This window comes from Shigella dysenteriae (assembly GCF_022354085.1).
GTDB classification, from domain to species: domain Bacteria; phylum Pseudomonadota; class Gammaproteobacteria; order Enterobacterales; family Enterobacteriaceae; genus Escherichia; species Escherichia coli.
Genome location: NZ_CP055055.1, coordinates 912,692 through 935,593, shown reverse-complemented (window position 1 = coordinate 935,593; position 22,902 = coordinate 912,692). Strand labels below are relative to the sequence as shown.

The following is a 22,902-nucleotide window of genomic DNA, read 5'->3' as shown; positions in this document are numbered from 1 at the left end:
ACTAAACCGAACAGCAAATACCCCCATAAGTACCCCCATCTGACCGTAGATTTTGAGGGACTTTAGTAGACGTCAAAAGACGAACGGGGCTTTAATACGCGGATTATAAGGGGTTTTGAAAGACTTTAGTAGACTTGGGGAGATGTTTGAATGGTGCCGATAATAGGAGTCGAACCTACGACCTTCGCATTACGAATGCGCTGCTCTACCAACTGAGCTATATCGGCCCTGAAAGGACATGTTCACGAACGTGAATCACGGTGGACAAGGTTAAAACTAACCGGGCGATGCGTCAATGGCCTTGTGAATCAAATGGCTACTTTTGCATCACCCGGTTTTATTTACGCACGAATGGTGTAATCACCAATGCCGATCCACTTGTAAGTGGTCAGTGCTTCCAGCCCCATTGGGCCACGCGCGTGGAGTTTTTGTGTGCTTACCGCCACTTCCGCACCCAGACCAAACTGGCCGCCGTCGGTAAAACGCGTAGAGGCGTTAACGTAAACAGCGGACGAATCCACTTCGTTAACAAAACGCTGGGCGTTGCGCATATCGCGGGTCAGGATCGCATCGGAGTGTTGTGTGCCGTGTTCACGAATATGGGCGATGGCATCGTCAAGATCGCTGACGATTTTGACGTTCAAATCTAATGACAGAAACTCATCGTCATACTCTTCGGCTTTAACAGCAACCACCTTCGCAGGGCCTGCCTGCAACTGCGCCAGTGCAGCTGCATCTGCGTGTAATGTCACGCCGCTTTCCGCCATTTGTTTGCTTAATGCGGGCAGGAAGCTATCGGCGATGTTTTTATTCACCAGCAACGTTTCAACCGTATTACATGTGCTCGGACGCTGAGTTTTCGCGTTGACGATCACTTTTAATGCTTCAGCGATCTCTACACTTTCATCAACGTAAATATGGCATACGCCTATACCACCTGTGATCACCGGGATTGTCGACTGTTCACGGCACAGTTTATGCAAACCAGCGCCACCACGCGGGATCAGCATGTCGATGTATTTATCCATACGCAGCATTTCACTGACCAGCGCACGGTCAGGATTATCAATCGCCTGCACGGCACCCGCCGGTAAGCCGCAGGATTTCAGGGCGTCCTGAATCACCGCCACCGTTGCAGCGTTAGTGCGACACGTTTCTTTGCCACCGCGCAGGATCACCGCATTACCGGTTTTCAGGCACAGCGAAGCGACATCAACCGTCACGTTCGGGCGCGCTTCATAAATCACGCCAATAACCCCCAGCGGTACGCGACGACGCTCAAGACGCAGGCCGCTGTCCAGTACGCTGCCATCGATTACCTGCCCCACCGGATCGGCGAGGTTACACACCTGGCGCACATCGTCGGCAATGCCTTTCAGCCGTGCGGGCGTCAGTGCCAGACGGTCAAGCATCGCTTCGCTAAGGCCATTGGCTCGCGCGTCAGCAACATCCTGGGCGTTAGCGTTGAGGATGATTTCGCTTTGTGCTTCCAGTTCATCGGCGATTTTTTCCAGCACGCGATTTTTTTCGCGGCTGGAGAGTTGCGCTAATTTATACGAGGCTTGCTTCGCGGCAATGCCCATTTGTTCCAGCATCGGCCAGCTCCTTAACGGGTAATCATGTCATCACGGTGAACGGCAACCGGGCCGTATTCATATCCCAGTATTGCATCAATTTCTTGCGAGTGGTGTCCGGCAATACGGCGTAATGCATCGCTGTTGTAACGACTGACGCCGTGGGCGATATCGCGACCTTCGAGGTTACAAATGCGGATGACTTCACCACGCGAGAAGTTGCCAGTCACGCTTTTAATGCCTTTCGGCAACAGGGAGCTGCCGCGTTCAAGAATGGCGGCGGTTGCCCCTTCATCTACCGTGATTTCACCCGCCGGCGGCGCACCGAAAATCCAGCGTTTACGGTTTTCAAGCGGAGTCGCCTGGGCATGGAACAGCGTACCGACGGAAATGCCTTCCATCACATCACCAATGACGCCCGGCTTGCTGCCCGCGGCAATAATGGTGTCGATACCCGCACGGCAAGCCACGTCCGCGGCCTGCAATTTGGTACTCATGCCGCCAGTTCCGAGGCCTGAAACGCTGTCACCGGCAATCGCGCGCAGTGCGTCATCAATACCGTAAACATCTTTAATCAATTCTGCCTGCGGATTACTGCGCGGGTCAGCGGTATACAAACCTTTTTGATCGGTCAGTAACAACAGTTTATCGGCACCCGCCAGAATCGCCGCCAGTGCAGAAAGGTTGTCGTTATCGCCGACTTTAATCTCTGCCGTAGCGACAGCATCGTTCTCATTGATTACCGGAACGATATTGTTATCGAGCAACGCACGCAGGGTGTCGCGGGCGTTCAGGAAGCGTTCACGGTCTTCCATATCAGCACGGGTCAGCAGCATTTGCCCGACGTGAATGCCATAAATCGAAAACAGCTGTTCCCACAGTTGAATCAGTCGACTCTGCCCTACCGCCGCCAGCAGTTGTTTCGAGGCGATAGTCGCTGGCAGTTCCGGGTAACCCAGGTGCTCACGTCCGGCGGCGATCGCGCCCGACGTCACAATAACAATCCGATGCCCGGCGGCATGTAACTGCGCGCACTGGCGAACAAGTTCAACGATATGGGCACGGTTCAGGCGGCGCGATCCGCCTGTTAGCACACTGGTGCCGAGTTTTACCACCAGCGTCTGGCTGTCACTCATGATTCTCTGCCATTCAATTTTAGGAAAAATGATATCAAACGAACGTTTTAGCAGGACTGTCGTCGGTTGCCAACCATCTGCGAGCAAAGCATGGCGTTTTGTTGCGCGGGATCAGCAAGCCTAGCGGCAGTTGTTTACGCTTTTATTACAGATTTAATAAATTACCACATTTTAAGAATATCATTAATCTGTAATATATCTTTAACAATCTCAGGTTAAAAACTTTCCTGTTTTCAACGGGGCTCTCCCGCTGAATATTCGCGCGTTAATTAAAATCAGGAATGAAAATGAAAAAGAGCACTCTGGCATTAGTGGTGATGGGCATTGTGGCATCTGCATCCGTACAGGCCGCAGAAATATATAACAAAGACGGTAATAAACTGGATGTCTATGGCAAAGTTAAAGCCATGCATTATATGAGTGATAACGACAGTAAAGATGGCGACCAGAGTTATATCCGTTTTGGTTTTAAAGGCGAAACACAAATTAACGATCAACTGACTGGTTATGGTCGTTGGGAAGCAGAGTTTGCCGGTAATAAAGCAGAGAGTGATACTGCACAGCAAAAAACGCGTCTCGCTTTTGCCGGGTTGAAATATAAAGATTTGGGTTCTTTCGATTATGGTCGTAACCTGGGCGCGTTGTATGACGTGGAAGCCTGGACCGATATGTTCCCGGAATTTGGTGGCGACTCCTCGGCGCAGACCGACAACTTTATGACCAAACGCGCCAGCGGTCTGGCGACGTATCGGAACACCGACTTCTTCGGCGTTATCGATGGCCTGAACTTAACCCTGCAATATCAAGGGAAAAACGAAAACCGCGACGTTAAAAAGCAAAACGGCGATGGCTTCGGCACGTCATTGACATATGACTTTGGCGGCAGCGATTTCGCCATTAGTGGGGCCTATACCAACTCAGATCGCACCAACGAGCAGAACCTGCAAAGCCGTGGCACAGGCAAGCGTGCAGAAGCATGGGCTACAGGTCTGAAATACGATGCCAATAATATTTATCTGGCAACTTTTTATTCTGAAACACGCAAAATGACGCCAATAACTGGCGGCTTTGCCAATAAGACACAGAACTTTGAAGCGGTCGCTCAATACCAGTTTGACTTTGGTCTGCGTCCATCGCTGGGTTATGTCTTATCGAAAGGGAAAGATATTGAAGGTATCGGTGATGAAGATCTGGTCAATTATATCGATGTCGGGGCTACATATTATTTCAACAAAAATATGTCAGCGTTTGTTGATTATAAAATCAACCAACTGGATAGCGATAACAAATTGAATATTAATAATGATGATATTGTCGCGGTTGGCATGACCTATCAGTTTTAATGATTATTGCCGGATGTGATGCATCCGGCACATTTCACTCACGCCGTTAACTTCACCGGCTCGTCACGAAAATCATCCGCCGGTTCCAGCTTCAGATTCAGCGTCGTCAGCAGTTCACGCAGCTTCTCGTGAAACTCACGCAGGGTGTGCTCCAGTCGTTCAACCACTTCAGTATCTTTTACCGGAACACTCTTCCAGTCGCCTGCTTTATCGAACAGACCAAACTGGTAACTGTAGGTAAAACGGGATTCCTGCGCTTCAAGCTCCATCCACCAGCCCCAGAACTCACGCACTTCCGGTGCCGGTTTCACGTTGACGCATACAGCCAGACAATCGAAAAAGAATCGATTATCTTCGCACTTACCTTCACGAATATACGGGCCTAGTGCGGTAAATTTTTTGATCAATCTGCTCTTCGGGTGTCCACTCGGTAACGTCATTGCTATCTCCTGTTGTGATGCAACTGTTTTACCAAATTGGCAAAATTTAGCAAATTTTTAACACAAGCGTTTTTCGATCCAGTCGGTGATTTCCTGAAGACCTTTGTCAAAATTCCGATACACCGGGTTAAATGGGATCTCTAATAATTTACCGTCAGCAGATGATGAGGTGATTAAGCGTGAGTCCTCTTCCGGGCTGAACGGATCGTTCTTCCAGTAGCCTGATAACATTGGCGTTGGGCAGCGACGTCCCAGCAATCCTTGCACTTTTAATGAATAGCGATTCAGCTCCACGCGCAACGCTTCATCGGAAGCATCATGCATCCCCAAACGACTGGCCAGAACGTCAAGATACATTTCCGGCACCTGTTGCTGGCACTTAAAATCACTCAACAGGGTATGAACTACCGGACCAAGACAGGCAACCGCTTTCAGACGCGGCGATTCAAGGTATGCCAGACGCACGGCAACGTTAGCGCCGAAACGGAAACCAAAGGCCGCGACGCGAGTGTGATCCACCCACGGTACGTTAGGCAGCGCCTTTAAGACGTGCTGATGCAACAGGCTGGAGTCCTGGGTGAGCTTCCATTTTGAAGAAAAGCCCACCGACGGCATATCAATAGTCAGCATCGCAATGCCGCGCGGCGCAAAATAACGTTCATACAGGCTGTAATAGTCCGTCTGCATCGCATCCAGACCACCACACATTAATACCGTCGGGAACGGGCCATCGCCTTTCGGCATATGCAAAAAGCCGGTGATGGGCGCACCGCCGGGTACGGTAAACTCCATCTGCCGCATCGTGCCCGGCAGACGCTGAGCGGCCTCTTCATAGGCGCGGTTTGACAAAGCCTGCGCTTGCTCGGCCAGGTCATCTCCTTTCAGATGAGGATAGGCGGCAATGTTGTACAACGTAGCCGCATGCAGCCAGTGACGCCCACTGAGTTGCGGATCTTCTTCCGCACAGGCTTTTTGTTGCCACACCATCGCCTGGGTGGCCCACTCATAAATCCAGTTGCCACCACGGTAGCCAATCACCGTATCGTATAAATCATCGTCGGTACGTTCGGCATCGCTCATCACAATACGCGCCTGGACGTCGAGGATTTCACGTGGGTCAATGCCGCGCCAGATCCACATCAGACGGTTAATCATGCGATACCAGTGAGGGATGGTTTTACCATCAAGGGCCGACTGCACAGGCGGTTGTGCGCCGTGATTAAAGCGGCGGACTAGCGTCGAGGTTTCAGGATGTTTAAAGCGGGGTTTGAACAGGGTTTCGCTCAGGTTTGCCTGTGTCATGGATGCAGCCTCCAGAATACTTACTGGAAACTATTGTAACCCGCCTGAAGTTAAAAAGAACAACGCCCGGCAGTGCCAGGCGTTGAAAAGATTAGCGACCGGAGATTGGCGGGACGAATACGACGCCCATATCCCACGGCTGTTCGATCCAGGTATCTTGCGGGATATCAACAACATAATCATCAACCAGCGGACGACCAGCCGGTTTTGCAAAGATGGTGACAAAGTGCGCTTTTGGATACATTTCACGAATCGCAACCGCAGTACCACCGGTATCCACCAGGTCATCAATAACGATGAAGCCTTCGCCATCGCCTTCTGCGCGTTTCAGCACTTTAAGCTCGCGCTGGTTGTCGTGATCGTAGCTGGAAATACAAACGGTATCGACATGACGAATACCCAGTTCACGCGCCAGTAACGCACCCGGTACCAGACCGCCACGGCTTACGGCAATAATGCCTTTCCATTGTTCAGAAGGCATCAGTCGGCTTGCGAGTTTACGTGCATGGATCTGCAACATGTCCCAGGTGACGATGTATTTTTCGCTCATGTGAAGTGTCCCAGCCTGTTTATCTACGGCTTAAAAAGTGTTCGAGGGGAAAATAGGTTGCGCGAGATTATAGAGATCTGGCGCACTAAAAACCAGTATTTCACATGAGTCCGCGTCTTTTTACGCACTGCCTCTCCCTGACGCGGGATAAAGTGGTATTCTCAAACATATCTCGCAAGCCTGTCTTGTGTTGACAACATTTTCTGCTAACCCTGTGACCTGCAATACTGTTTTGCGGGTGATCGACAAGGAGACTTAACGTGTCTGAACTGTCTCAATTATCTCCACAGCCGCTGTGGGATATTTTTGCCAAAATCTGTTCTATTCCTCACCCGTCCTATCATGAAGAGCAACTCGCTGAATACATTGTTGGTTGGGCAAAAGAGAAAGGTTTCCATGTCGAACGCGATCAGGTAGGTAATATCCTGATTCGTAAACCTGCTACAGCAGGTATGGAAAATCGTAAACCGGTCGTCTTGCAGGCCCACCTCGATATGGTGCCGCAGAAAAATAACGACACCGTGCATGACTTCACGAAAGATCCTATCCAGCCTTATATTGATGGCGAATGGGTTAAAGCGCGCGGCACCACGCTGGGTGCGGATAACGGCATTGGTATGGCCTCTGCACTGGCGGTTCTGGCTGACGAAAACGTGGTTCACGGTCCGCTGGAAGTGCTGCTGACCATGACCGAAGAAGCCGGTATGGACGGTGCTTTTGGCTTACAGAGCAACTGGTTGCAGGCTGATATTCTGATTAACACCGACTCCGAAGAAGAAGGTGAAATCTACATGGGTTGCGCGGGGGGTATCGACTTCACCTCCAACCTGCATTTAGATCGTGAAGAGGTTCCAGCTGGTTTTGAAACCTTCAAGTTAACCTTAAAAGGTCTGAAAGGCGGTCACTCCGGCGGTGAAATCCACGTTGGCCTCGGTAATGCCAACAAACTGCTGGTGCGCTTCCTGGCGGGTCATGCAGAAGAACTGGATCTGCGTCTTATTGATTTCAACGGCGGCACACTGCGTAACGCCATCCCGCGTGAAGCCTTTGCGACCATTGCTGTCGCAGCTGATAAAGTCGACGCCCTGAAATCTCTGGTGAATACCTATCAGGAGATCCTGAAAAACGAGCTGGCAGAGAAAGAGAAAAATCTGGCCTTGTTGCTGGACTCTGTAGCGAACGATAAAGCTGCCCTGATTGCGAAATCTCGCGATACCTTTATTCGTCTGCTGAACGCCACCCCGAACGGTGTGATCCGCAATTCCGACGTGGCAAAAGGTGTGGTCGAAACCTCCCTGAACGTCGGTGTGGTGACCATGACTGACAATAACGTAGAAATTCACTGCCTGATCCGTTCTCTGATCGACAGCGGTAAAGACTACGTGGTGAGCATGCTGGATTCGCTGGGTAAACTGGCTGGCGCGAAAACCGAAGCAAAAGGCGCATATCCTGGCTGGCAGCCGGACGCTAATTCTCCGGTGATGCATCTGGTACGTGAAACCTATCAGCGCCTGTTCAACAAGACGCCGAACATCCAGATTATCCACGCGGGCCTGGAATGTGGTCTGTTCAAAAAACCGTATCCGGAAATGGACATGGTTTCTATCGGGCCAACTATCACCGGTCCACACTCTCCGGATGAGCAAGTTCACATCGAAAGCGTAGGTCATTACTGGACACTGCTGACTGAACTGCTGAAAGAAATTCCGACGAAGTAATTATTTGATTTGCTGCCGGATGGCGTTCAATCACCTTCCGGCAGTTTCATCCTTCATTATCCTTCGATAAAAGCCATCCCTGTAAATGTCCGTCGCGGGTTGCCACGTTCAATCTGGTGATGGAACATTCGCCGCTGCGATTTCAGCGCCGCGCTATTTTCCTGTTGCTGTTGCTCCAACTTCCAGGCAATCAGCAATCGCGCCAGCCGTTTGTTAGCATGCTGGCTGCGCTCTGACTGAACCTTCACGCTAATACCGGATGCCAGATGCGTGGCGCGTACCGCCGAGTCGGTTTTATTGACATGTTGACCGCCCGGCCCCGACGAACGCAGCGTGTCAGGATAACACCCGGCTTCGGTTTCCAGCACCGTTACCGCGACGTCTTGCCGGGTAAAAACGACCAACAGAGAAGAACGCTGCGCCAATCGGGTAGCCGCGTCCGGGGTGTAAATCTGGCATCCCCACTACGCGCTGCATGTTGGGTAAATTTGCCGTGGTGTGTAATTGTTGGATCGCTAAACTCTCGATCCACAGGTCATCAGATGCGATGGTAAATACCGCATCGGATAAGGGACGAATATATTTGCCCATGTACCATTCCATTTATACTCGTCATACTTCAAGTTGCATGTACTGCGACTGCGTTCGTTCACCCCAGTCACTTACTTATGTAAGCTCCTGGGGATTCACTCGCTTGTCGCCTTCCTGCAACTCGAATTATTTAGAGTATATAAATATAAAAATCAGGAAATGGCAGACGAATCCAGGGCAAGAAAAAAAGAATTAATCCTGGAAAGGTCTGCAAAGAGTCATTGATAAAGGATTTGTCATGATTTACCTCCTTGCAGTTTGTGGAATAAGAAAACGCGCACATACCAGGCGGGCGTTATTTTCATTGCAAGCTGGATTTAATGTTGCGGTTTATATCGCATATAAAAATTAGTAAACCACGCTCCCCGGCATTCAACGCGCTGCTGCTTAACTGTCTGAAAACCATAACGTTCAAAAAAGGGTTTTGCGGTTATGCTGGCGTCCACCGTAAGTTCGGATTCAGACTTAATCCAAGGTTTTAACAAAGCACTGGCAACCCCACGGCGGGTGTATTCAGGGTCAACAAATAACATATCGATATAATGTTCAATGCGGGAAATAAAACCAACCGGTTGTGCATTAATGACTGCAACCCGCACTTGTGATTTCGCGAGTTTCTCCTTCCAGCGAGATTCGTCAATCTGCGCCCAGGCGGCAATTTGTTGTGGTGAATAATGCTGACTGGCGGTCATCATAACCGCTCTAATGAAAATAGCGCATAGTTGCTGAAAATCGCCAGGCTGATAGTTTCTTATTTGTATGTTATTCATAATCCCAGCACCAGTTGTCTTTCCATTTGCGGGTCAAGCAACGTCACATGCAGCCCCACCAGTCGCACACCGCGCCCGCCGCGGCGTTCATCCCAGGTTTTACGCGCGGTGGCGATTAAGTCAGCTTTATTCAGCCGCGGCCAGACGTGCTCCTGGGTGGTTTGCTGAAAATCGTCGAACTTTAATTTCACCCCCTGGCGAGCAATCAGTAAATCAGGTTTTACCTTTGCCAGACGGCGTTCAAGTTCCGGATACAGCCGCTCGATAATCGCTACACATTCAGACCAGTGATGAATATCTTCCGCCATCGTGCGTTCCACGCCGACGGATTTTCGTAACCGTTCGCTGTTAACGTCGCGCTCGTCAATCCCCTGACTACGCTCCCACAAAATGCGGCCAAATTTGCCAAAGCGTTTAAGCAGAATCACCAGATCACACTTTTGTACATCACCGCAGGTCCGCAGCCCCATCGCTTCCAGCTTTGCCGCTGAGACTTTGCCAACACCGGGAATTTTTGCCAGCGGTAAGGTTTGCAGAAATGCCGGAACTTCCGCCGGCGTAATCACAAACTGGCCGTTGGGTTTATTCATGTCGGAGGCGATTTTGGCGAGAAACTTTACTGGTGCCACGCCCGCAGACGCCGTCAGTTGCAGCTCGTTGAAGATCATCTGGCGGATTTCCTGGGCGATGAGGGTCGCAGAACCGTGGCAATGGACGCTATCAGTGACATCGAGATAGGCTTCATCCAGTGACAACGGTTCAATACGCGAGGTGTAGCGCGAGAAGATTTCACGGATATGATTTGAGGCTTCTTTGTAGGCGTCAAAGCGCCCCGGAAGCAAGGTGAGATGTGGGCATAATTTGAGCGCCATCCCTGTCGGCATAGCGCTACGTACGCCAAATTTACGCGCGGGATAATTGGCGGTGCTGATCACCCCCCGACGTTCGCGGCTACCGCCAATAGCAATAGGGATATCGCGCAGGGCGGGATTGTCGCGCATCTCCACCGCTGCGAAAAAGCAGTCCATATCCACATGAATGATTTTACGCATTGCTCACCTCTCAACACTGGTAAAGTATACAGTGATTTCAGGGTTTGAGAAATGCGTAAAGATTCAGCATTTAGCGCATTCGCTGCGAAAGCACCTGCTGCTTATCCAGCTTTTGCACCAGCGGCTGCACCACTTTATCCCCATGCTGACCAAAGTATTGATACAGCGTATCGGACGCACTTTTGGTCAGCACCATAATCTCAATACGCCGATTGCCCGCGCTTTGCGGATTTTTGGCATCCAGCAGCATCTGGTCCGCCATTGCGCTTACCTGCATCACTTTATCTTCCGGCATTCCGGCCTCTTCCAGCACCCGACGAGCCGAAAGCGCGCGGTCACCCGAAAGGTTCCAGTTGTTGTAGATATTGTTTTTGTAGGCCATCGCATCGGTATGCCCGGTAATAATAATTTTATTATCGAGCGAGTCGAACACTGGCGCTAACTCCACCAGCAGCGTTTTAAAGAACGGCATAATCTGCGCGCTGCCGCGTTCGAACATATTGCGATTCTGGTCGTCTTTAATCAGCACGCGTAATCCCTGCGGGACAATCTCCATCTCCAGATTCGCTTCCATATGCGCATCACGGGCAATGGTGTTGATACTGGTTGCCAGCTCACCAAGCTCGGTGGCGGATTTCTTCTTCAGCAGCGCCGTTTTCTCGTTGACGTCGCGCGCTTTTTTCTCCGTCTCTTCCGGCACCGCCACGGTGGCAGGTTTTGGCGGATGAGACGGGCTGATTTTATTTAACGGCGACAACCCGCCACCGTTGAAAATCGACTGCCCGTGCAGCGCGGCGATAATGCTTTCACGCTCGGATTTACTGACGCTGTTGACAATCCACAGCGTCATAAACAGCGCCATCATTGCCAAAGTAAAGTCGGCGAACGCCACCTTCCACGCCCCGCCGTGATGCCCGGCATGATTCTTTTTGATCTGCCGCCGGACGATGGTGGTTTTTGCCCCACGATCGCGGCGGTTGCCCGTCTTTCTCATGCTTATTCTTGCTCCAGCATCGCATTCACCCACGCGTCGAGGTTGGCGAAGGTCGGTTTAGATGCCAGATGCAGCAGCTTACGCCCGGCATCCACCGCCAGCAGCGTCGGTTTGCCGCCTGCCTGCGCCACCAGCACGGTACGCACGCATTCCAGCAAAGAATGTTCTGCCCGCGCCTGTTGTTCCATGGCGTTGGCGAGCGGGTCCATCAGGCAGTAGCAAATGAAGACGCCTAAAAACGTCCCCACCAGCGCTGCCGCCACTTTCAGGCCAATCAGGGCGATAGAGCCGTCAATCGACTGCATGGTGATGATGATGCCCAACACCGCCGCACAAATGCCAAACCCCGGCATCGCTTCGGCGGTACGTTGCAGCGAGCGCGACGGCGTTAGCAGCGACTCTTCCGCGGTGTCCAGTTCCTGATCGAGAATGCCTTCCAGTTCATGGGCGTCGATTTTACCCATCGCCATCAGGCGAAAGTTATCGGCAATAAAGGTCACCAGCCGCTTCTGGGTTAACACCAGCGGGTATTTCTGGAAAATAGTGCTCTCTTCCGGCTGCTCGATATGCTGATCCAACATGCGCAGGCCGCCGTTTTGCACCATTTCGAGCAACTCATACAGGCACATTAATAGCTGACGCTGAAACTCCGGCCCGAGCTGTTTTTTACTGATCACACCTTTAATTTGATGGGCAATCTCTTTCAGCACATGTTTCGGGTTACCAATAATCATCGCCCCGAAACCGGCACCTAAAATAATGATCATTTCCGCCGGTTGCCAGATAGCCACTAATTGCCCGCCCGCTTCAAAATAACCGCCAAATACGCAGCCGAGCACCACCAGTAAACCTAATATTTTTTGCATGATTTCTTCACTTTAATTCGGATAGACAAAATCACGAATTTTCTGCGCGATCTGTTTATTCAGTTGACAAATTCGGGCCTCGGTTAGCCCTAATACCAGCGCAATCTCTTTGAGATTCATCTCATGCTGGTAATACATGGAGAGGATCAGTTGCTCTTTTTCGCTTAATTGTGAAAGCGCGTATTGCAGCATTTGCTGAGTGACAAACTGATCTTCCAGTTCCCGGCCAGCAAGCGGAATACCAGGCCCTTCGCCGTTCAGCAGTTCATCAAGGCTGGCGAGCGTTTCCGCCCCTTCCAGTTGCTGATATTCGAGATAATCTTCATGCGAGATCCCTTCCATGGCCAGTTCTGACCATTCCGGTTCGTGCCCCAGTTTTTTGCGCGTTTCGCGAATCAGATCTTTCATCTGATGATATTTCTGTCGCAGCTGGCGCGGTCGCCAGTCGAGAGCGCGCAGCTCATCCAGGATCGCGCCGCGAATACGGTGCACGGCATAGCCCGCAAAACCTTCGTCCGGCAGCCCGTAGCGGCGAATGGCGTTAAGCAGACCCATTAACGCCGTTTGTTCCATATCCTGACGGTCAATAATGCAATTACACTGCGGGGCAAGTTGCCGCACCACTTTACGCACCAACGGTAAATAGGCCTGCAAGTAGTGGCTCTCCTGCTGCGGGGTTAATACCGGCGCGGCAGCAAATTCTTCCGACTCGAATACATCCTGTAGCATATTTATATCCGCCTGGTGATTACTGGAAGACCACTTTTTTCACCAGCAAATCCTTATACGGTGCGCTCATTTTGCGACGCTGAAGATCTTTCTTTAACGCATCCGAAATCAGTTTGCGGATGGCAGATATTTTCATGCCGCGCAAATCTTCAAATTTCATTTCCGTCAGGCATTCAACCGCAATACTTTGATACAGCGGCTCCTGATGTTTTATTTTTTCCGCTTCTTTGTCACTGGCGACCACCATCACTAATTCCGCCGACAAATAATGGTCCGCGCCGTTGTTGTCATGCAGCGTGACAATGGTTTCCGGCAACGTCACAAACACGCTTTTGCTTTCATCCAGGGTTTCCACCGTTTCCGTCTGCGCGGCGGCAGTCGGTTTTCCTTTTCCGGCATAATGATGCCAGACACCCCATCCAGCTCCGGCCCCCACCACCAACGCCAGAACGGCGCTGACCACGCCCGCCACCACGATTTTCTTCATATTGCCTTTACACTTTGATCAAAACGGATTCGTTCTGTTGAAATTGAGGCGCATCATCAAGCTGTAAGGCGGCACTCACCTCTTCCTGCTGATGGCCCGACTGTTGTTGTTGCTGCGACTGCCCTTCGGAGGAAACCTGTACGTTCACCTCCATAAAATTTTGCGCCGTCAGATGCTGGCGGAGATCGTCGCTAAACTGCTGTAACGCGCGGCAAACTTCACTTTGGTTCGCGCCGATGTGCACCATCAGTTTGCCGTTGTCGAGTTGTACGGCGATCTCGAGCTTGCCAAGCGACGGTGGATCGAGACGGATGGTGGAGATCTGCTGTTGTTTGTTGAGCTGAAAGTGGATCTGATCTTTCAAAAGCGTCGTCAGTTTTTCGCCCAGTTCGTCCATCGAAAGCGTGGCTGGTTTGGCGACAATCTCCTGATGATCGCTGAGCAGCTCCGGCGTCTTAACCTGCAACACCGCACGCGCAATAACCGGTTCGCTGTCCGGCACTTTTTCTGTTTTACGCTCGACCTGCGGGCGCGCGGTCACACGGGTTAGTTCAGGTTTCGGGCGAGCTGGCTGTGTTGAGACGCGCGGCTGCGTCGGCGCAATGGCATGTAAATCTTCACTGGCGTAAGTCGCCAGTCTGGCCTGCTGTTCGGGCTTCGCCTGCGGCAACTGACTGATCAGTTCTTGCAACTGCGGCGGCAACGGCGTGAGTTCCTGCTGTTGCGTCTGGCGTTGCGGCGCGTTTTGCACCACCGCTTTCGTCAATTGCTGGATAACCGGCGATGTTGCGACGTTTCGCGGCTGCGGTGTGTCCTGATGCGGCGCGGCAGGTTGTGGAAGTAACAGCGCCATTAGCGCCTGCATCGCCACCGGATCGTTCTCCTGCGGGCGCGTCGCCTGTTGCTGACTGGTTTTAGCGCTATGAACGCGCTCCGCCACCGCCGCGACCGCCATTTTCGGCAGGGTAAACGCGGGCGCGTTTTCACCGCTCACCGGCGGTAAAATATCCGCCTTCAACGAAGCGGTTTCCGCAAGCGTTCCGAGCGTGGCAAGCAATGCCGGATTCATGACTTCTCCGAAAGTAAATTAACAATTGAGTAGGCCAGTACGCCTTCCTGATGCCGCTGATGCTGTTCCATACGCGCTTTCAACACTTCTGCGCGCTGCTCGCGCCGTTTAATCAGGGTATTAAACGCGTCATACAGCCGCGCCTTCACCGCATCCAACTGCGCCGCGTCGGTTTCCGCCGCCGCGTAATCGTGAAACTGGCGCATCAACTGCTGATGCAGTGCCGGAAGGCGTCGCCAGCGTTGCTTGTCGAGGGCTTCATTCATCGCCTCGACCAATGCGAAAAGTTGCCTGCGTTGTTTTTCCATCGTCTTAACCCAGCTTGCCCGAAAGCCCTTCCCAGCCTTCGCGCAGGTTGCTTAAGATCAGCATCACTTCATCGATTTTCTCTGCCGACAATTCGCCGCTGGCTTCATACAATCGGTAAACGCAGTGGTCATAGAGGCGCGAAAGGTTGACCACCAGCTCGCCGCCAGTTTCAAACTCCAGCGAACTGGTGAGCGCATTGAGAATGTCGATGCATTTATTGATGCTCTGGGCTTTCTTCTCGAAACGCCGCCCTTCAATATGGCTTTTGGCGCGTTCCAGCTCATCCATCAGGCCAGAAAACAGCACCAGCACCAGTTCCAGAGGCGATGCCGCCGCAGTACGCGCCGCGAGATCGATCTCTTTATATTGCGAATAGCCGTCCTGTACTTGGTACATCTTTAGGGATATTCCTTCTGAGTTACGCGAATGCCGCCATGCTGGCTTTCATGGTGTACACCTCGACCAGCGTGTTGGTGTACTCCTCGAGATAACGGTCGTAGTTGGCGTTATAGGTATCAGTAAGCTGATCGCCTTCGTCCTGAATTTTGCTCATCTGATCGTCAATGTTCTGCTGGCGCAGGGTGATGATGCCGTTGCTGGAGTCCGTGTAGGTGTTAATCAGGTCGTCCATCTGTGCCACCATGCTGTTGTCGCCAACGAAAATAGAGGTCAGACCGTCAGGGTTTTTCGCCATTTCGTCGTTGAACTGGTCGGAGTCAATCTGTAAGTGGCCGTGAGAATCGAGGGTGATGCCATAGTCAACAATCGACACGCCGTTGTAGCTGGCATGGGCGATGTCATCGAGCTGGTTCGCCAGTGAACTAAGTCCGGCGTCGCCTGCAAATACCCCGGCGCTGGTACTGTCATCACCGTGGGTGGTCAGCGAATCAACCGTATCAATCAAGGTGTTATAGGCATCGACAAAGGTCTGTACTTTCTCCTGGCTGGCGCTGGAATCTTCGCTGATGTTAAAGGTAGTGAGATCGCTGTCAGAATCGCTGACTTCGGTGAAAGTCATGGTGACGCCGGGGATCACATCATCAAACGTATTGCTGCTGTTGGTGATCGCCGGGCCCGTGGCGCTACCGAGATGAATAATCGCGTCCTGAGCGGAGGAAACATCCGTGGCAACGGGCGCGCTGGTGCTATCGTTGCTGGTGTCATGCCCCGTTACGCTCACCGAAAACGCGCTCTGCGCCCCGGTGCTATCCGAGGTGAGCATAATCGTGGTGGTACCGTCGGTTTTTACCAGCGCCGCCGACACGCCCGGATTGTCATCGGAGTCGTTAATCGCATTCACCAGTTCACTAGCGTCGATAAAACCGTCGCCGTCACCGTTCTGATCCGCCGCCGACAGATCAATATCCACGGTGCTGTCGCCCATCGTCAGTTCGAAGGTGCCGGTGGCGGAAAAGGCGTCGTCGCCCATACTGAACGTGGTTTGCTGCCCCTGCGCAAGTTGCTCAACGAAAAACGAGTAGCTTCCCGCCTGCGCCTGCGAGTTAGCGGAAACGGTCGCCGAGTCATTATTGCTGGTGGCGGCAAACGTCACCGGGCCGTCGGTATCGCTGTTCAGCGCGTCAACGGCGCTCTGGAAATCGCTCAACGCTGAGCTGAGCGAATCCAGACCGCTGCTTTCGGCATCCAGCTCCGTTTGCTTTTCCTGCAAGTTTGCCGCCTGAGTGGCAACGTCGGCATAGGCGATTTCTTGCGCAATGGTTCTTGGGTTGATCATTGATGACTCCGGGTAACGATGTCAGGTTATTGGCAAAAGGCGTGCCAATATTTTTTATGTGAATAATCAATAAATTGAAAAAGGGGCGGAAATGGCTTTTCCGGTCTGGCGGAAAAAAGCCTGCCGCAGAAAGCACAACACCGCCCGCAGGCGGTGTTGAGACTGATGACAAACGCAACACTGCCTGATGCGCTGCGCTTATCAGGCCTACAAGGTTTCTGCAATATATTGAATTTGCAATATTTTGTAGGCCGGATAAGGCGTTTACGCCGCATCCGGCAAGTCCGCCATTACTGCAGCAGGCTGGAAACCATGCTGGACATGCTGTTGGACTGTTTCAGCATGGTGATGCCGGTTTGCATCAGCACCTGCTGTTTGGTCATGTTGGACGCTTCCGTCGCGTAGTCGGTATCCATGATGTTACCGATAGCGACTTCGGTGTTGTCCTGCATGCTGGTCAGGTTGTTGGCAGTGTCGTTCAGACGGTTAATAGACGCACCCAGCTTGGACTGGATCTGCGAAACATCATCCATCGCGGTAGAAATGCTGGTGATCATCTGGTTAGCCGAGCCAGACGCAGTCAGCTCAGTACCGCCAGACACGCCTGCAGTACCCGTGGTGTCTGCCTGATCCGCACTGAAGGAGTTGCTGATAGCAGAAAGATCCGTCACCAGGGTATTCAGCTGGCTTGAAATATTCACGGTCATGGTGTCGGAAGATTCCGCGCCCACCTGGAAAGTCACCGCGCTCTGGAACAGACCGTCAGTACCGGTGTTGCTGGTGCCGGAAACACCGAACAGGTTGGTGCCGCCGTAAGTGGTGTTTTGCAGCATGTCAGACATCTGCTGACCCAGTTCGTCGTATTCGTCCTGCATCGCCTGCAGATCGTCGTCGCTGTAGGTGCCGTTCGCTGCCTGAGTTGACAGGTCTTTCATACGCCCCAGCACGTCAGACATTTCGTCGAACATGCTGTCAGCGGTTTGCAGCATCGCGGTGGCATCATTGATGTTGCTCAGCGCCACACCCATACCGCTGGACTGTGCTGTCAGACGGTTAGCAATTTGTTTGCCCGCTGCGTCATCGGCAGAAGAGTTAATCCGGTTACCTGTCGCCAGGCGTTCCATAGATGTAGACAGAGAAGAGCTGCTTTTGCTGATTGCATTAACGGCGGCCATTGAGGCGTTATTGGTGTTAATAGATAACATGATACTGCTCCTTGGGATTAATCGTTTTCGTTTCGATACCCTGTAAAAACGACACATCAGGAGCAAACTTAAAATCGCTATGAAAAAATTTTCGCTACGTATTATCTGATGCCACTTTTAGCTAAAAAAAGCAGAGTTTAAATTCAGATAAAAAGATTATTAGCAATATCTGCCACATGGCCAGGTATCAAAATATGTCTTTATCAAACTCTTGATATAGTTAAGGTTATCATCAATTAACGCGTTTTTTCCTCAATCTACTGATGCTAAAATTTACATTGCGTTGCAAATAGTACATATTTGGCTATTGTACCTGTCGTGTCATTTCGTTACATTTCCACGCCATATAGTGATTAAGAATAATCCTATTACCATAAAATATTAATTATCACGCAGAAAAATCATCTTCTCAGGGACGTATAAGACTGTGCTTTATGCAAAGCACTATCAGGAAACATTTATCCCTTGCTAAGGTAAACTCAACTATGAGTATTATTATCAACAACTGGCGGATGGACCCGTCGCTTAATGCCTTAATACATTGCGAAACGGGTGAAACACGTCGTCTCGGCGAATACCATTTTATTTTGCTGGAAACATTAGCAAAAAATGCCGATGTAGTTTTATCGCGATCTTTTTTATGTGCCGAAGTATGGAAGAACCGCATTGTCGGCGGTAACAGCCTGCCGACGGCGATCCATGCGTTGCGCGTTGCTATCGACGATGATGGCAAACAACAGAACATTATTAAAACAATTCCGAAGAAAGGTTACTTATGCAATAAAGAGTATGTGTCTTTGCCGGAGTCATCGCCTGCAGAAGCGCTGATTATTACCGACCAGATAAAGGAAACAGTGCCAGAAGAGATATCTTCGACAACACCGCCTGTACCTGTCAGAAAAAAACATAAAGGACTGATGGGCTTAGCGTTGACCGCGGCTGTTATATTTATTGGCTCGACCGTGGGGTATTCACACTTGAAAAGTACACCTGACGCCCCGCAACTGGTAAAAGAGTCAATTAACAGTCCAAGAATAAAAATATTTCATCTAACTTCTGCTGGAGAAAATAATTCTGCACCGTTACTTTCACAAACCCTCGCACCAGGGAAAGACAAACTCGATAATTTATTGTCAGCGCATAATATGACAATGACAACCTATTATAAATATGTTCGTAACCGACTGGAAAGTGATATTGTTCTGCGTAACCAGTGCAATGGTAGCTGGCAATTAACCTTTAATGTGGATAGCTGGCAGAATAGTGATATTAATAGCGCGATGTATCAGAATTTAGAGAAGTTATTAAATACTGTGCAGAAATGCTGATGAGCGCTAATAAATGCCGGATGCGACGCTAAACGCGTCTTATCCGGCCTACGAAAATTCCGAATGAAATCAATCGGAATTACTGATAGTTGTAGTTATTGGTAACTCTAATCTTTTATTAATTATAGTTTGCCGGATTCGTTCTGCTTTTTTAATTATTCGCCTACGACTTTCGGGGCTTTGCTTATCCATCAGTTGCTTGAGAGTGGCCATTTCATTCCTTTTTAACCCGCAGATTTATAGCATATTCTGCACTGAAATGATTTTTTGCGACAGCCTCATTTGTTTGATTTTCAATAACCCTACCCCAATAAATTCCTCACCGTCTGGCTGGAAATTCGCGCCTGGCCGTTCACCGCCTGCAATAACACCTGATAGTTATGATTGGCGCTGTCCAGCACGCCGCCGAGGTTTTCCGACGCCTGCACCGCGTTTTCCGTTTGCGGGAAGCGCGACATGCCGTCGATCAACTGCCGTGCTTTTTCCTGCTGCACTGCCATTTGCGCGCGCTGCTGATTAATGTTTTCTAGTATTTGAGAAATCCCCGCCCCGCCTTGTTGCAGGCTTTGTTTTAACCGCTCGGCCTCAGAGGGTTCGGCAAAAGTTTTTAGCGGCATAAACGCCGACTTATCGCCATCGGTGCGCACGCTTAAGGTTCGCTCGATATCAGGCCACTGTTTTTCCGTGGTGGAGAAACTGATGCCATCCGCTTGCTGATGCAACTGAACGCCCACGCGGCGCAGGGCGTTGGTCAGCCGCGTCTGATACTGCCCGGCGCTGTCATCCTCAGACAACATCACCGCCGAAAGCTGGGTCTGCCGCCCGTCAGAGACGCTGAACATGCGCGTTCCCGGAGTAGGGTTGTGTATCAGATTCGCCAGATCCGGCGAGTGAAAGGTCACCCGCGCTTCGCCCTGCAACACTGGCTGCAACTGGCGGTCCACCGCACCGCCGGAAAGCGCGGTGCGTTTGTCCAGCATCTGCATCAGCGCCGTATTCTGCGCCTGCCCGCCTTTACGCTGGCTGTGACGATAGTCGAGCAACTGCTGCTCCAGTTGCCCGAGGTAGTGATCCGCCTGCTGCAACGTGGTGAGCTGATCGTTAAGCTGCACGCTGTAACGCTGCGGGCGAGTGGTAATCAGCGGCGAGGCCGGATATTCACTCGCCGTCACCGGGAGTTTTTGCCGCACCGCCTGAGTGGGCGCAACGGTTGACGACGATACCGCGGCGCTATGCGCGCCGCCGGTGGCGAGTGACGAAGAAGTAAGTCCGACCTGCATACTGTTCCTGAACGAGTTAGAGAACGCTGAACAAATTCAACTCACTCACTTTTGAGTAAGTCTTGAGGGTAGCTTCCATTGCCACTTCCAGTCCGGTAAAGGTGATCGACGCCGGGCCGTAATCGAGATCCTGCAATGAACCGATCAACTCATCATTAGAAGTAGAGATATCGGTCTGTGCATCGCTCAGCATCGACATGGTGTTCTGCGTCTCGCCGAGCGACGCAATCGAGGCGTTGAGGTCGTCCGAGGCGGTGTCCACCACATCAACGGCGTTCTGAATATCGCTCTGCACCTGCGGATCTGCCGGGTCGACGTCCGGGTTTTGCAACTCCTGGGACAGGGAATTCAGGGTGTTGAGCACGTCTAAATTGCTACCGAAGAAATCGCTCGCCGCCACGTTGGTATCCACTTCGACGCCGTTCGACACGGTGGTCTGGCGGTGGTCGCTGTTACCCTGATAGCTGTAGCTGTCGGTCACGCCGTCGCCGTCATCGTCCACCGCCACAATCGGCGGCCGATCGTTGATAGTACCGCCAAACACGTAGTGCCCGTCTTCATCCTGATAATTGAGCGCTGCGACCATCGATTCGGTGAGCGACTCAATATCCTGGCCGAGGCTTGCGAGCGAGTCGGCGGTATTGGTGCCGTTCGCCGCTTCCAGCAGGTCGTCGCGCACTGCCAGCAAGCTGTTGTTGACGCCATCAAGGATTGATTCCTGCTGGCTTAAGCCCGCCGACGCAGAATCGATATTGCTCTGATACTGTTCAATCGCCGACTGCTGGCGGTTTAACTGGGTGATGCGCGTGGCGGCGATCGGGTCATCCGACGGCTGCAAAATTTCCTTGCCAGTTGCCATCTGCTCGACCACATGCGCCAGATCGCCGGAGAGATTATTAAAACTTTGCGTCATCGAGACGTAGGTTTGTTGGGTGGTTACTCGCATTTTCGCGCTCCCGCTTAGCTGCACATTTCCAGCACCGAATCGAAAATCTCGGCCCCGGCGGAAATGACTTTCAGATTGGCTTCATAAATTTGTTGATAGGTGATCAGGTTCACCGCCTCTTCGTCCATGCTGACGCCGCTGACGCTGCTCTGCTGGTTTTGCGCTTCAGAATAGACATTGGACGCAGCATCGACTTCCGTTTGATTCTGCTGACTGTAAATGCCGATATTGCTGATGATTGACGAGCACGCCTGCCCGACCGTCACGCTGCCCAGATTGTCAATCTCCAGCGGTTCGGTGGAGATATTGATCAGCGCCTGGAGGTTGTCGCTGTTCCCGCTTTCGTCCGGCGAACTGGAGAACGCCAACTCGTCGGCGGTGATATCCGGGTTAACGGTCAGCGGGCCATCGGCGTTGCTGGCGTCATAGATAAACAGCGGCTCACCGGGATTACCGTTGAGATCGTAGCCCTGCGCAAGCTGGTTGTTGACCGCATCGGCAAACTGCGACGCCATGCTGTTGATGGTGTCGGTCAGCGGCGTCAGGACGTCGTTTTGATAATCAAACAGTGCGCCTAATGAACCGCCGGTGTCGGTGGTCATCGTCGAGGTGGTGCCAGCGAAAGTCAGCGACATGGTCGGCGTGCCGTCGGCGTTGGTTTCCAGCGCGATGGTCGAGCTTTGCTGCCCGCTCACCAGCGGCTGACCGTTTTTCAGGGTGACGTTGTAGTTGCCCTGGTCGTCGATATTAACCTGCACATCCATCATCCCGCTGAGTTCTTCCACCATCTGATCGCGAGCGTCGTACAGCGCGGAGGCGTTATCGCCGTTGGCTTCGGCCTGCGCGATTTGCTGGTTATAGCTGGCGATGCCGCTGGTGAGGGTATTGATTTGCGACACCATCGCCTGCTGCTGGCTGATGATTTCCGTACTTTGCGAGTCGATGTAATCCAGCGTGTTATCGATACGCAACGACAGCGCCCCGGCTTCGCTGATCACCTGCTGGCGCAGGGCGGAATCATCGGGGCTGGTGGTTGCTTCGTTGAGGGCGGCGAAGAAGTTATCGAACCCGCCGCTCAGGCTGCTGTTATCGTCGCTCAATACCGCTTCCAGCTGGCTGAGATACCCTTGCTGGGTGCTGTAATAGCCGTAATCGCTGGCGGCATACCACACCTGATTCACCTGATACTGGTTAGAGACGCGGCGAATGCTGTCGACCTGCACGCCGTTACCGGCGCTGTTCGGCGAACCGCCGCTGGCACCGATGGTGCTGATCTCGGCCACCTGACGGGTGTAGCCCGTGGTCATGGCGTTAGCGGTGTTTTGCGCCGTGACGTTCAGCTCCACCTGCGCGGTTGATGCGCCGCTGTAGCCGATGTTAATCATGTCCATGTTGGATCCTTACCGGTAAATCGTGCCGGTTAAAAGCGGCGTGAAGTTGGGGATTCTTAAGTTCCATAAACCGGGTGCCAAATGCCG

At 51.9% G+C, this 22,902-nt stretch carries 22 protein-coding genes, 1 tRNA gene and 3 pseudogenes; 3 read left to right on the top strand and 23 right to left on the bottom strand.

The features are described 5' to 3' along the window. Positions 1-151: 151 nt before the first annotated feature. From HUZ68_RS04455 to proB, 3 genes are all read right to left on the bottom strand, one after another. Positions 152-227: transfer RNA gene (locus HUZ68_RS04455), tRNA-Thr, on the bottom strand. 114 nt (positions 228-341) lie between these two features. Beyond that, positions 342-1,595 carry a glutamate-5-semialdehyde dehydrogenase gene (gene proA, locus HUZ68_RS04450; protein ID WP_124056638.1) on the bottom strand — a complete coding sequence of 418 codons (1,254 nt, stop codon included), beginning with the start codon at positions 1,593-1,595 and terminating at the stop codon, positions 342-344. A gap of 11 nt (positions 1,596-1,606) precedes the next feature. Next, entirely contained in the window at positions 1,607-2,710 is a 1,104-nt protein-coding gene (gene proB / locus HUZ68_RS04445; protein ID WP_001285288.1) for a glutamate 5-kinase, read from the bottom strand. A 287-nt stretch (positions 2,711-2,997) separates the two neighbouring features. Between proB and phoE the strand changes: the two genes are divergently transcribed. Next, positions 2,998-4,053 carry a phosphoporin PhoE gene (gene phoE / locus HUZ68_RS04440; protein ID WP_000749881.1) on the top strand — a complete coding sequence of 352 codons (1,056 nt, stop codon included), beginning with the start codon at positions 2,998-3,000 and terminating at the stop codon, positions 4,051-4,053. Positions 4,054-4,091: 38 nt separating this feature from the next. Here the strand turns inward: phoE and crl are convergent, their stop codons facing one another. The 3 genes from crl to gpt form a co-directional block, all read right to left on the bottom strand. Then, entirely contained in the window at positions 4,092-4,493 is a 402-nt protein-coding gene (gene crl / locus HUZ68_RS04435) for a sigma factor-binding protein Crl (RefSeq protein WP_000174677.1), read from the bottom strand. A gap of 57 nt (positions 4,494-4,550) precedes the next feature. Then, the gene (frsA, locus tag HUZ68_RS04430) at positions 4,551-5,795 is read right to left on the bottom strand and encodes an esterase FrsA (protein ID WP_000189541.1); all 1,245 of its coding nucleotides are present in this window, start codon (positions 5,793-5,795) and stop codon (positions 4,551-4,553) included. Between the two features lie 91 nt (positions 5,796-5,886). After that, a complete protein-coding gene (gene gpt / locus HUZ68_RS04425) occupies positions 5,887-6,345 on the bottom strand; it encodes a xanthine phosphoribosyltransferase (RefSeq protein WP_001291990.1) in 459 nt (152 codons plus the stop codon). 260 nt (positions 6,346-6,605) lie between these two features. On the opposite strand from gpt, the gene pepD reads away from it, so the two are divergent. Beyond that, positions 6,606-8,063: a cytosol nonspecific dipeptidase gene (gene pepD / locus HUZ68_RS04420; protein WP_033815283.1), complete on the top strand. Its 1,458-nt coding sequence runs from the start codon at positions 6,606-6,608 to the stop codon at positions 8,061-8,063. A 56-nt stretch (positions 8,064-8,119) separates the two neighbouring features. Here pepD and HUZ68_RS04415 read toward each other — a convergent pair. The 13 genes and pseudogenes from HUZ68_RS04415 to lafA form a co-directional block, all read right to left on the bottom strand. Beyond that, a pseudogene (locus tag HUZ68_RS04415) lies at positions 8,120-8,401 on the bottom strand (peptide chain release factor-like protein); the annotation flags it as partial. 46 nt (positions 8,402-8,447) lie between these two features. Next, a pseudogene (locus HUZ68_RS04410) lies at positions 8,448-8,654 on the bottom strand (RNA ligase RtcB family protein); the annotation flags it as partial. 317 nt (positions 8,655-8,971) lie between these two features. Beyond that, positions 8,972-9,424: a GNAT family N-acetyltransferase gene (locus HUZ68_RS04405; RefSeq protein ID WP_001059872.1), complete on the bottom strand. Its 453-nt coding sequence runs from the start codon at positions 9,422-9,424 to the stop codon at positions 8,972-8,974. Beyond that, complete coding sequence (dinB, locus tag HUZ68_RS04400) at positions 9,421-10,476, bottom strand: DNA polymerase IV (RefSeq protein WP_239594043.1); 1,056 nt, start codon at positions 10,474-10,476, stop codon at positions 9,421-9,423. The genes HUZ68_RS04405 and dinB overlap by 4 nt, the downstream gene beginning before the upstream one ends. A 70-nt stretch (positions 10,477-10,546) precedes the next feature. Beyond that, positions 10,547-11,470: a putative lateral flagellar export/assembly protein LafU gene (lafU, locus tag HUZ68_RS04395; protein WP_021553260.1), complete on the bottom strand. Its 924-nt coding sequence runs from the start codon at positions 11,468-11,470 to the stop codon at positions 10,547-10,549. Positions 11,471-11,472: 2 nt separating this feature from the next. Continuing rightward, a complete protein-coding gene (gene motA / locus HUZ68_RS04390) occupies positions 11,473-12,336 on the bottom strand; it encodes a flagellar motor stator protein MotA (RefSeq protein ID WP_001169518.1) in 864 nt (287 codons plus the stop codon). A 12-nt stretch (positions 12,337-12,348) separates the two neighbouring features. Continuing rightward, positions 12,349-13,065, bottom strand: a complete 717-nt coding sequence (locus tag HUZ68_RS04385; protein ID WP_239594041.1) for a FliA/WhiG family RNA polymerase sigma factor — start codon at positions 13,063-13,065, stop codon at positions 12,349-12,351. Positions 13,066-13,084: 19 nt separating this feature from the next. Beyond that, entirely contained in the window at positions 13,085-13,552 is a 468-nt protein-coding gene (locus HUZ68_RS04380) for a flagellar basal body-associated FliL family protein (RefSeq protein WP_000725257.1), read from the bottom strand. 7 nt (positions 13,553-13,559) lie between these two features. Next, a complete protein-coding gene (locus HUZ68_RS04375; RefSeq protein WP_089521865.1) occupies positions 13,560-14,621 on the bottom strand; it encodes a flagellar hook-length control protein FliK in 1,062 nt (353 codons plus the stop codon). Further along, complete coding sequence (locus HUZ68_RS04370; protein ID WP_033815279.1) at positions 14,618-14,929, bottom strand: hypothetical protein; 312 nt, start codon at positions 14,927-14,929, stop codon at positions 14,618-14,620. Before HUZ68_RS04370 ends, HUZ68_RS04375 begins: the two co-directional genes overlap by 4 nt. Before the next feature lie 4 nt (positions 14,930-14,933). Continuing rightward, on the bottom strand, positions 14,934-15,326 hold the full coding sequence (gene fliS, locus HUZ68_RS04365; RefSeq protein ID WP_000285319.1) for a flagellar export chaperone FliS: 393 nt from the start codon (positions 15,324-15,326) through the stop codon (positions 14,934-14,936). 22 nt (positions 15,327-15,348) lie between these two features. Continuing rightward, entirely contained in the window at positions 15,349-16,665 is a 1,317-nt protein-coding gene (gene fliD, locus HUZ68_RS04360; RefSeq protein WP_113455370.1) for a flagellar filament capping protein FliD, read from the bottom strand. A 290-nt stretch (positions 16,666-16,955) separates the two neighbouring features. Beyond that, positions 16,956-17,870: a lateral flagellin LafA gene (lafA, locus tag HUZ68_RS04355; RefSeq protein ID WP_000949083.1), complete on the bottom strand. Its 915-nt coding sequence runs from the start codon at positions 17,868-17,870 to the stop codon at positions 16,956-16,958. A gap of 485 nt (positions 17,871-18,355) precedes the next feature. On the opposite strand from lafA, the gene HUZ68_RS04350 reads away from it, so the two are divergent. Continuing rightward, entirely contained in the window at positions 18,356-19,198 is an 843-nt protein-coding gene (locus HUZ68_RS04350; protein WP_033815277.1) for a transcriptional regulator, read from the top strand. A 123-nt stretch (positions 19,199-19,321) separates the two neighbouring features. Here HUZ68_RS04350 and HUZ68_RS25105 read toward each other — a convergent pair. From HUZ68_RS25105 to flgK, 4 genes and pseudogenes are all read right to left on the bottom strand, one after another. Beyond that, positions 19,322-19,411, bottom strand: a pseudogene (locus HUZ68_RS25105) (helix-turn-helix domain-containing protein); the annotation flags it as partial. An 89-nt stretch (positions 19,412-19,500) separates the two neighbouring features. Next, positions 19,501-20,478, bottom strand: coding sequence for a hypothetical protein (locus HUZ68_RS04345; RefSeq protein WP_033815276.1), 978 nt, complete (start codon positions 20,476-20,478; stop codon positions 19,501-19,503). Between the two features lie 16 nt (positions 20,479-20,494). Beyond that, a complete protein-coding gene (flgL, locus tag HUZ68_RS04340) occupies positions 20,495-21,424 on the bottom strand; it encodes a flagellar hook-associated protein FlgL (protein ID WP_033815275.1) in 930 nt (309 codons plus the stop codon). A gap of 14 nt (positions 21,425-21,438) precedes the next feature. Next, positions 21,439-22,815, bottom strand: a complete 1,377-nt coding sequence (gene flgK / locus HUZ68_RS04335; RefSeq protein WP_033815274.1) for a flagellar hook-associated protein FlgK — start codon at positions 22,813-22,815, stop codon at positions 21,439-21,441. Between the last annotated feature and the right edge of the window lie 87 nt (positions 22,816-22,902).